This is a genomic window from Pleurocapsa sp. CCALA 161 (assembly GCF_003003995.1).
GTDB lineage: Bacteria > Cyanobacteriota > Cyanobacteriia > Cyanobacteriales > Xenococcaceae > Waterburya.
The window spans coordinates 1-8087 of the sequence record NZ_PVWF01000161.1 but is presented as its reverse complement, the minus strand read 5'-3'; the positions used below and the strand labels follow the sequence as shown (position 1 = coordinate 8087).

Below are 8087 nucleotides of genomic sequence, written 5' to 3'. Positions count from 1 at the left end.
TACGTAAACAAAAGCGCTCCTGCTTAATGGTAGGAACAGACGTATATCGTCCTGCGGCGATCGACCAATTACTTACCTTGGGTAAGCAGATTGATGTCCCTGTATTTGAAATGGGGACGGGCGCCGACCCTGTGGAAATTGCCAGACAGGGTATAGAGAAAGGAAAAGAGTTAGGAGTTGATACGGTTATTGTTGATACTGCGGGACGACTCCAAATCGACAGCGACATGATGGGGGAACTGGCTCGGATCAAAGACACGATTAAGCCTGATGATACCCTGCTGGTTGTGGATGCGATGACAGGGCAAGAAGCTGCTAATCTAACCTATACCTTCCACGATCAAATTGGCATTACGGGAGCTATTTTAACTAAGTTAGATGGTGATAGTCGTGGTGGTGCTGCTCTATCGGTAAGACAAGTATCAGGACAGCCGATTAAATTTGTCGGTGTCGGCGAAAAAGTTGAAGCATTAGAGCCATTTTATCCCGATCGCTTGGCATCCCGTATCCTCAATATGGGGGATATTCTCACCCTGGTGGAAAAAGCCCAGGAAGAGATCGATCTGGCTGATGTCGAGAAGATGCAGTCGAAGATTATGGAGGCAAAGTTTGATTTTAATGACTTCATTAAACAAATGCGCCTACTCAAAAATATGGGTTCTTTGGGGGGCGTTCTCAAACTCATCCCTGGCATGGGTAAAATCAGTGGCGCAGACTTAGCTAAGGGAGAAACTCAGCTTAAACGTACTGAATCCATGATTAGCTCGATGACTAAAGCCGAAAAAGCCGATCCTGACTTGCTAGCACAGTCTCCTAGTCGCCGTCGTCGGGTAGCTAAAGGCTCTGGGTTTAACGAAAAAGATGTATCTAAGCTAGTCCAAGACTTTACGAAGATGCGTTCGATGATGCAGAATATGGGACGCGGAATGCCTGGGATGGGAATGCCTGGTATGGGCGGTGGCATGCCTGGGATGGGGATGCCTGGTATGGGTGGCTATCCTGAGCAAGGGAGAAGAAAAAAGCCCAAGAAGAAGAAAAAAGGCTTTGGATCGTTGTAAGATGAGAGATTGCCTTGGTTAACTCCCAGGAAACAACAGAAAAATCGACTACAATCGTAAAGAACAAATTTACCTAGCCAATGATTAAATTACGTTTAAAACGCTTCGGCAAAAAAAGAGAAGTCAGCTACAGAATCGTAGCCATTGAAAGCAAGACCCGTAGAGATGGTCGCCCGATTGAAGAACTAGGTTTTTATAACCCTAGAACAGATGAAACTAGATTAGATGTTCCCGCGATCATCAAAAGACTCCAGCAGGGAGCGCAACCTAGTGAAACTGTCAGAAGCATTCTGAATAAAGCTCAAGTTTTTGAACAAGTAAATGCCAAATAAGACCAAATTGTCTGGCGATCAGGTAGCAGTTAGTCCCGATTATGAGCAACTAGCTCGCTTTCTGATCGAACCTTTTCTAGAAAACCCCCAAAGTCTAAGCATCAACTCCGAAGTCAATCCCCAAAGTAAAAAGGTTTGGTTGCGAGTTGCTTTTGATCAAGGCGATCGCGGCAAAGTATTTGGACGCGGTGGTCGGAATATTCAAGCGATTAGAACCACCATTCAAACAGCAGCAGCAGCGCAGGGCGAGTCTGTTTTTCTAGATATCTATAGCGATGAACCACCCCAATCAGATGATTCTGGTCATCGCGAAAGATCCTCATCAGGTGGCGGTAACAACCGCAAGCGTCAAAGTCCCAGTCGACCTGCTCCCAAGATTGCGAAAAAGTAATTAATTACTGATTAGCGATCGCTAATTACTGAAGAAGTCTTTGCCTACTGATTTGGATCGCTAATTCAATTGCTGCGCTCATGCTGCTTGCCTGAGCAATTCCCTGACCTGCAATGTCAAAGGCAGTACCATGGTCGGGAGAAGTGCGGATAAAGGGTAACCCTACCGTAGTATTGATTGCCTGATCGAACGCCATTAGTTTGACGGGAATCAATCCCTGATCGTGATAGAGAGCTATATAAGCATCAGCAGTACGAGGTTTAACCTGATAGTTGCCATACCAAGCCTGTCCAGGCTTGACCCACATAGTATCGGGCGGAACCAAGCCAATTAGTTTAGCTTGAGGATATTTACTCTGAGCTTGTTTGAGCCAGCTTAGAAGCCAATCTTGTTCTTCTGTACCTAGTTGTCCTGCTTCCCCACTATGGGGATTTAAACCAGCGATCGCAATCTCTGGTTGTCCAATCCCAAAATCTTGTTGGAGGCAGTTAATTAACAGATCTAGCTTCAAGTCCATTAATTCTGGAGTCAAGGCTTGAGATACATCCGCTAAAGGAATATGTGTTGTGGCAAGCAAACTCCGCAGCATCCAGCCTGTATGGGGTGACTGTCCGATAAACATCATGCCAAACTTATTAACCCCTGCACTTAGAGCCAGAACTTCGGTTTGACCAGGATATTCGTGTCCTGCTGCTTTCCAGAGAGATTTAGCGATAGGTGCGGTGACAATACCTTGAAACTTCCCCTCAAGAGTCAGAGCGATCGCTTTTTTTAAACAGGCAAAGCTAAACCCGCCAGTGATAGCATCTCCCTGCCCTAAAGTAATATTGTCCTTTAGGGGTATATCTAACAAAGATAGAGTTTGCGGATTAGCCAAGTCTTGCTCAGTTAACTCTGTCTGCTGTAGCAAATGTTCATAGGTAAACTGTAGCAGTTGACGATTACCAACAATCGTGATCTGAGATTGCTGAGTCAAAGAATTATCCGCTAAGGCTTTGAGAATAATTTCCGATCCAATTCCCGCAGGATCGCCTTGGGTAATAACCAAGCTAGGAGTTATAGACATGAAATTAAAATAATTAATTGATTAGGGATGAGCTGACTTAATGATTTAAAATACCTATTATTGATTATGGTTGAGAATTAAAAATTTAGATTCAGATCATCCTCTTAAATAAATATCTAATCAAACATAGGAGAAATAGACATGAGCGCAGAAAGTATGTTGTTTAACGGTGCAATCCTCTGCATCGTTTTAATATTAGGTGGTCTGAGCTTAGGTTTTCTGATGCTTAAAATTCAAGGCGGAGAAACAGAATAGTCTGGTGATAGGGGGGATGGTTATTCGCCCCTACTAAAATAATTATCTCAACTAATAGATTCTTGGTCTTAAACCGTAATTACGATAATTCCAGTAATCACTCATGATGCAGTCATGGTCGAAACAGAGATTTGACGGCAATTCCCATTGATGAAATACCCCTAGACTTTTGGCGTCATCCGCAGCCACAGGTTGACCTTTTGCTGTAGCAATAAAAGCGATCGCCAAGGTATGCTGACGAGTATCGCGTTTGGGATCGGAATACACATAAAACTGCTCGATCAGTTCTACTTTCAGACTGACTTCTTCTTGTGCCTCCCGAATTGCTGAAGTTTCAATTGACTCACCATAATCGACAAATCCTCCAGGAATTGCCCAGCCGAAGGGTTCATTTTTTCTTTCAATCAGTACAATGGGTCGTCCAGGGCGATCGATTAACTCGATAATGATATCTACGGTGGGTGCGGGATTACGATAATTCACTCTTTGATTACGGGTAGATTTGGGATTATTGTTTAAGAGACAAATAGACAGCATAGAGATATTTTACCCTCATAATTTCTTCACAAGTAGTCGGTATCGTATAGGTTATAGCTAGGTAAAGGAGTGAGGATACGGATACAAATCTTGAATAGATCACCAAAACTTCAGAGCAAGACGCATCGATAATTGCTGCCAATGTTTTCAGTTGGAAAATCTAATCAATAAATCCAACAGATTATTTTAAGTAGGGGTTGAAGTCTTAAAAGCTTATATTCTCATGCTAAGGCGATCGCAGTAATGAAAATTTTTCATCTTAATCGCTGAAACCATCGCGTTACAGGCTTTAAACTCTATGCTGCATATTTTACAAGTATCTCGGTCTTCCTCCAGAAATACTTTCTAGACCATTTTGCAGAATTTTACATTCACCTCGGCGCAATGTCTGTAAAGGAGAAAAAACATGAAAACCTCCACTCAAATCATTACAACCAACTCTGACGATAACGCAGATGGCATTATAGACAGCCTAATCATCTTTTGGTTGATGATATGTCTGACCTAAAAAATCTAAGATAGAGATACGATTAATCTAATCATTAACTTTATCTATAAAATGTCAGATTTAAAAAAAATTGCTGCTCAGTTGGAAAGTGCCGATTCTAAAGATCGTTTGTTAGCTCTAACATCTTTAAGGGAAGTTGCCCCAGAAGACGCTGTTCCTTTGATTAAAAAAGTTTTAAATGATGAAATACTTCCTGTCCGTTCGATGGCGGTTTTTGCCTTGGGAATCAAGCCTACAGCCGAGTGTTTCCCGCTACTAACTGATTTATTGGCGAGCGATTCAGACTATGGTATTCGAGCAGATGCAGCAGGAGCATTAGGCTATCTCAATGATATTCGTGCCTTTGAACATCTGGTTAGAGCCTTTTATGAAGATGCAAATTGGCTAGTAAGATTTAGTGCAGCGGTTTCTTTAGGCAACTTGCAGGATATTAGAGCTAAAGAATTGTTGATGGAAGCTCTCGATAGCGATGAGGTTATTTTACAGCAAGCGGCGATCGCTGCATTAGGAGAAATCAAGGCAGTAGAGTCAGTCGATAAAATCTTAAATTTTGCCGCTTCAGAAGATTGGTTGATTCGTCAGCGGATCGCCGAAGCTTTAGGAAACTTGGGGACAGAGAAAAGTATCTCCGCCTTAAAATTTTTGGCAAAAGATCTACACCCCCAAGTCAAAGAAGCTGCCCAAATATCTTTGCAGCGCCTGAGTTAAGGTTTAAGCCCTTTAAAACCCAAACTAAACCTTGTCTATTTACCTGATGCCGATTTGGTTTGGCGATCGCTAGCGAAAATTACTTAAGACTGAAATTAAAACCAACTCTTAATATTTCAGGCTTAAACTTTAAACAGTCATAATATCCTGTTCTTTAATCGCCAAAAGCTCATCAATTTTCTTATTATAGCTATCGGTGACACTTTGAATTTCAGCCTGTAAATCTCGCGATTCATCTTCCGAGATATCGCTATTTTTCTCTTGTGTCCGCACCTCATCGATCGCATCACGACGAATATTGCGAACTCCCACCTTACCTTCTTCTGCTAATTTACCCGCCGTTTTCACTAACTCTTGACGACGCTCTTTAGTTAAAGGCGGAATATTCAGGCGAATCAAACTCCCGTCATTGTTTGGCGTCAGACCAATATCAGACATAGAAATTGCTTTTTCAATTTGACCCATGCTGCCTTTATCATAGGGTTGAATCATGATTGTCGTGGCATCAGGAGTACTGAGGTTCGCTAGAGATTTTAAAGGAGTTTCTGAGCCATAATAGTCCACCATCACCCGATCTAATAAAGAAGTGCTGGCTCTTCCTGTCCTAATCGTGTTGAAAGATCTTTGAGTTGCCTCAACAGTCTTTTGCATACGTTCTTTTACTTCAGATAACTTCACAATTTCCTCCTACAATCGTGCCGACAGATTCACCTTTGCTCGCACGCATAATGTTACCATTTACCGAGAGATCAAACACTAAGATAGGAATATCGTTTTCTTTACAAAGGGCGATCGCCGTACTGTCCATAACCTTCAAATCATTAGTCAGAACATGATGATAAGTCAAACTTTGATAGCGATGGGCATCAGGATTCTTAACAGGATCGGCATCATAAATTCCGTCCACCTTAGTAGCCTTAAAAATAACTTCTGCATCAATTTCTGCTGCTCTTAAGGCAGCCGTTGTATCAGTGGTGAAGAAAGGATTTCCCGAACCCGCACCAAAGATCACAACTCGACCTCTTTCCAGATGACGAATAGCACGACGACGAATATAAGGTTCTGCTACTTCCTGCATCGCAATTGCAGTTTGTAGGCGATTGTCAATGCCAATTCTTTCCAGAGCATCTTGTAAGGTCATGGCGTTCATCACGGTGGCAATCATGCCAATATAGTCAGCCGTTGCCCGATCCATACCCGCAGCAGAAGCTTTCACGCCACGAAAAATATTACCTCCACCGACCACAATGGCCAACTCTATCCCACTATTGACTACATCTGCAACTTCTTGAGCGATCTCGGCGACCACCGCAGGATCGATACCATAGCCCAAGTTGCCCATTAGGGCTTCGCCACTTAATTTTAATAAAACCCTCTGGTAACTCATTCCTAGAAAAGTAAACCTCAATCTTTCTTGTTATTTACCTCCCCATAACATAGCAGCTTTCCGTACTTTAGTAATGCAAAAAGCTTTAAGCTATCAAGCTAAGTAGCTTAAAAGTTATTTTGGAGTAAACGCTCAAAAAACCAGCTTTACTGGGGTCGCCAATTAATATCTGTCCCCACAGGGTCAACATAGTTTCTTTCAATTCTTTCTCCTGCAAGCATCGCCATAACGCTATTACGCAGATAATGATGATTTTGCCCTGATTCTGCACCGTCATCAATTTTGCCTTGATAACGAATCACCGCCTCACTATCTAAGAGATAAACAGTCGGTAAAACTTTAGTCTTAAAAGCTTTTGCTACATCTTGATTAGAATCTCTCAAATAGGGAAAATTGAGTTTTTTTGCTTGAGCATACTTTTGCATCGCTTTAATGTTCTCAGCAATAGGCTCCACAGAGTAATTAGGGTCTATGCCAATAACGGTGAATTTTTGTCCCCCAAAATCAGTCTGAAGTTGCTTAAGACACTCAAGATACTGATTTACTTCGGTCGTATCGCTCATAAAAACTACAGCGATCGCCTCAAATCCACGGAGATAATTACCTAGATGATATACTTTTTGATCGATGCCTGGAAGCTCAAAGTCAGGGGCATAATTACCTATTGTATTCATAAACATTTTAGTTACTAAATTGGTAGTACCAAGAGAAACACGACAGTTTGTCGTTACAAATACCCAATTTTATCAGTTTTAAATTTAATTTTAGGGTGAGATGGATTTTGGTTTCTCGCTTTCAACTGTAGGTAATACCCAATCAATTCTAAGCTAGTAACTATTAATTTACCTTGAGCTGGGCATAAGCGATCAGTTTATAGACTAGTTTGGCTGCGGTAAATTCTGATGCTACTGAGTCAGACGTGGGCGCTAATTCCATGATGTCACAACCGATTACCTGGTGTCGGGTGAATACTGCGCGCATAAATTTAATTAGCTCATACCAGTTTAAACCTCCAGGTTCAGGTGTTCCCACTCCAGGCATTGAGCTGGGGTCTAATCCATCTAGGTCGATAGTGATAAATACCTTTTCTGTAGAGATTAAAGCGATCGCTCTGTCAATCCAATCGGAATTTTGATAAATATCTCGCCCCCAAACTACGGGGATTTGTTGTTGTTTGATTAACTGCGCTTCTTCTAGGCAAATACTGCGAATACCTACTGGTAGAGTCGGTAGTCCCATGTCTAACACTCGGCGCATGACGCAAGCGTGATTATAGATTGAACCTTCGTAACTGTGGCGCATGTCTCCATGAGCATCAATCTGAATTACAGTAAAAGGCTGACTTAACTGTTGTTGATAGGCTGCGACTATGGCTGCGGTAATACTATGTTCTCCCCCTAAAGCAATGACAAACTTCCCGTCATTAATTAACTCAGATACTCTGTTGCTAACAATCTCCATCATCATCTCAGGAGCTAAATCAGGATTTAATTTAGTACTGGCGATCGCTTCGGTGGTAAAGATTCCTGTCTGCTGACAAACTTCTTGCTCTAGCTCAAGATCATAAGCTTCTAACTGTTCTGAGGCGGTAATAATAGCTTCAGGACCATTTTGACAACCTTTACGGTAAGTAGTGGTTTTTTCATAAGGAATAGGCAAAATCACTACCTTTGCTTGCTCGTAGGTAGTCTGTGCTTCTGAACCAATAAATTGTTGGGGAATCATTTAACCAGTAGTAGGTAGTAAGTAGTAGGTAGTAGGTAGTTGATTGCTCATTGCTCATTGCTCATTGCTCATTGCTCATTGCTCATTGCTCATTGCTCATTGCTCATTGCTCATTGCTCA

11 protein-coding genes are annotated in these 8087 nt (G+C 42.0%); 5 read left to right on the top strand and 6 right to left on the bottom strand.

Annotated elements, in window-relative coordinates:
- From C7B62_RS22945 to C7B62_RS22935, 3 genes are all read left to right on the top strand, one after another.
- Positions 1-1058 (top strand): signal recognition particle protein (locus tag C7B62_RS22945; RefSeq protein WP_106242994.1); only part of this gene is annotated, 1058 nt, incomplete at its 5' end.
- An 80-nt stretch (positions 1059-1138) separates the two neighbouring features.
- The gene (rpsP, locus tag C7B62_RS22940) at positions 1139-1390 is read left to right on the top strand and encodes a 30S ribosomal protein S16 (RefSeq protein WP_106242992.1); all 252 of its coding nucleotides are present in this window, start codon (positions 1139-1141) and stop codon (positions 1388-1390) included.
- A complete protein-coding gene (locus tag C7B62_RS22935; RefSeq protein ID WP_106242989.1) occupies positions 1380-1781 on the top strand; it encodes a KH domain-containing protein in 402 nt (133 codons plus the stop codon). Before rpsP ends, C7B62_RS22935 begins: the two co-directional genes overlap by 11 nt.
- A gap of 25 nt (positions 1782-1806) precedes the next feature.
- Here C7B62_RS22935 and pdxA read toward each other — a convergent pair whose 3' ends face one another.
- Entirely contained in the window at positions 1807-2847 is a 1041-nt protein-coding gene (gene pdxA / locus C7B62_RS22930) for a 4-hydroxythreonine-4-phosphate dehydrogenase PdxA (protein ID WP_106242986.1), read from the bottom strand.
- 141 nt (positions 2848-2988) lie between these two features.
- Between pdxA and C7B62_RS22925 the strand changes: the two genes are divergently transcribed.
- The gene (locus C7B62_RS22925) at positions 2989-3102 is read left to right on the top strand and encodes a PetM family cytochrome b6-f complex subunit 7 (RefSeq protein WP_106242983.1); all 114 of its coding nucleotides are present in this window, start codon (positions 2989-2991) and stop codon (positions 3100-3102) included.
- Positions 3103-3153: 51 nt separating this feature from the next.
- Here the strand turns inward: C7B62_RS22925 and C7B62_RS22920 are convergent, their stop codons facing one another.
- Positions 3154-3639: an NUDIX hydrolase gene (locus C7B62_RS22920; RefSeq protein ID WP_106242981.1), complete on the bottom strand. Its 486-nt coding sequence runs from the start codon at positions 3637-3639 to the stop codon at positions 3154-3156.
- Positions 3640-4198: 559 nt separating this feature from the next.
- Here C7B62_RS22920 and C7B62_RS22915 point away from each other — a divergent pair.
- Positions 4199-4855, top strand: coding sequence for a HEAT repeat domain-containing protein (locus tag C7B62_RS22915; RefSeq protein ID WP_106242978.1), 657 nt, complete (start codon positions 4199-4201; stop codon positions 4853-4855).
- Between the two features lie 129 nt (positions 4856-4984).
- On the opposite strand, the gene frr is transcribed toward C7B62_RS22915, so the two are convergent.
- The 4 genes from frr to speB all read right to left on the bottom strand — a co-directional run bounded on the left by frr (position 4985) and on the right by speB (position 7967).
- The gene (gene frr, locus C7B62_RS22910) at positions 4985-5533 is read right to left on the bottom strand and encodes a ribosome recycling factor (RefSeq protein ID WP_106242975.1); all 549 of its coding nucleotides are present in this window, start codon (positions 5531-5533) and stop codon (positions 4985-4987) included.
- Positions 5520-6242 carry a UMP kinase gene (gene pyrH, locus C7B62_RS22905; protein WP_106242973.1) on the bottom strand — a complete coding sequence of 241 codons (723 nt, stop codon included), beginning with the start codon at positions 6240-6242 and terminating at the stop codon, positions 5520-5522. Before pyrH ends, frr begins: the two co-directional genes overlap by 14 nt.
- A 146-nt stretch (positions 6243-6388) precedes the next feature.
- Positions 6389-6916: a redoxin domain-containing protein gene (locus C7B62_RS22900; RefSeq protein ID WP_106242971.1), complete on the bottom strand. Its 528-nt coding sequence runs from the start codon at positions 6914-6916 to the stop codon at positions 6389-6391.
- A gap of 163 nt (positions 6917-7079) precedes the next feature.
- Complete coding sequence (gene speB / locus C7B62_RS22895) at positions 7080-7967, bottom strand: agmatinase (RefSeq protein ID WP_106242968.1); 888 nt, start codon at positions 7965-7967, stop codon at positions 7080-7082.
- Positions 7968-8087: the final 120 nt, after the last annotated feature.